We start from the raw sequence: 1,755 nt of genomic DNA, 5'->3' as shown, positions 1-1,755 counted from the left end.
CATTTTCAGCCAAGCTCCGATATGAAGCAGGCGTGCTCCTATGTTCATAGCTTCACCAGCCTAACATGAAAAATTTTTTCAAGCACCCAACCGTCAGTCTTATGCTCATGCACTCACCATTTACCTCACCGCCAGCTTCCTCGCCCGTTTAAAAGAAAGCAACATTCCGGCAACAGCCAGACCTGCACCGACAAGCAGCGCAGCCTGATATCCTTCCATAAAAGCGGCTATCTGCTGCTCTGACGTTGGTTGGTTCAGTCCGCTCAGGCTGGCCGTACGATGATATTCCAATATAGCTACCGCCAAAGCGGTACCACATACCATGCCAAAGTTACGGGCCAACGCGTTGACGCCGCCTGCCACTCCCAAATACCGAGGCTCTACCGCACTCATGACACTGCTATTATTGGGAGATTGAAACATCCCATTACCTAATCCCATGAGCGCCTGTGATATTATAATCAACCATAACGTGGAATCTACCTGAAGCTTAGCGGTAATCACTAAGCCCAGCGCCATCAATCCCAGACCTGCGGTAGTAAGCAAACCAGGCCCCACCTTGTCTGACAACGTGCCGCTAAGGGGTGCCACTACTGCCATAACCAGCGGAAAAGCTGACATGATCAAACCAATTTGGGCCGGGGCAAACATTAAGACATCATGGAGATAATAGGGCATTAACAAGCTATTGCTGAACATAGCCATAAAGGAGAGTAATCCCGCCAAATTGCCTGCAGTAAACGCCCAATTTTTAAAAATCGACAGTTCCAGCATCGGATACTCTACCTGTTGTTCATACCATATAAACAGCACCAGCATGCCAGCAGCAAAGATCATACAAGTAAGCGTAGTAACCGAAAACCAGCCCCACTCATTACCATGACTCAGCGCCAGCAAAAAGCTGACCATGCCTGCCGCAAACAAGGCCGCCCCTAAATAATCGACCTTCTCCTGCCGCATCTCTCGGTCAATAGGTAAAATCAGCTGTACTCCGGTATACCCCAAGAGAGCAATCGGAATATTGACAAAAAATATAGCATGCCAATCAAACGCTTCGACAAGCAATCCACCTATCCCCGGGCCGCTTAGACCGCCTAATGCCACTGCAGTACCGATCATCCCCAATGCTTTTCCCCGTTCATTCTGGGGAAAAGCTGCAGTCACAATGGCCATGGCATTAGCCATGAGTGCGGCCGCACCAATAGCCTGCAGCACCCGAAAGGCAACCAACATACCAATAGAATTAGCTAGTCCACATAATAGCGATGCTATCGCAAAAATGACATACCCATATCCGTATACCTTACGCCGCCCAAACACATCACCCAACCGCCCCATCAGCGGCAAGAGGCTGGTAATAACCAGCAAATACGCCGTCACCACCCACTGGGCGGTGGAAATAACACTATGCAACGCAACTGTAATAGGTGGCAAGGCAACGTTAATGATAGAGGCTGTCAAGTTGGCCATAAAGACGCCGGTACTGACAACACCAAAAATTAACCATTTATAATACTCAAGTTTTTGCAGCTTTGCTTGCACGAAGAAACTCCTTCCGCTACTATATATTGAACTATAAAAAATGGCATATGGCTATAGTGATTTTAGCATTGCAAAATGATTGGCAAACATAATAACATCATTCTATACTATTTTAGCAAACAACAAAGCCAATGTTAAGAATTGATACTTGAACGAGAGGTAACCATCCATGAGCAATCATCCTGATTTTCTCCATGAACAACAGCATTTATC

Annotated in this window: 1 protein-coding gene; it reads right to left on the bottom strand. The window is 47.0% G+C overall.

The window, feature by feature from the left end:
* Positions 1-120: 120 nt before the first annotated feature.
* Positions 121-1,542 (bottom strand): MFS transporter, encoded by a 1,422-nt coding sequence (locus AC29Z1_RS10555; RefSeq protein WP_488271425.1) that lies wholly within the window; start codon positions 1,540-1,542, stop codon positions 121-123.
* Positions 1,543-1,755 lie beyond the last annotated feature (213 nt).

The sequence above is a fragment of the Sporomusa sp. genome (assembly GCF_057736855.1).
This window is presented reverse-complemented; position numbering and strand designations above follow the sequence as displayed.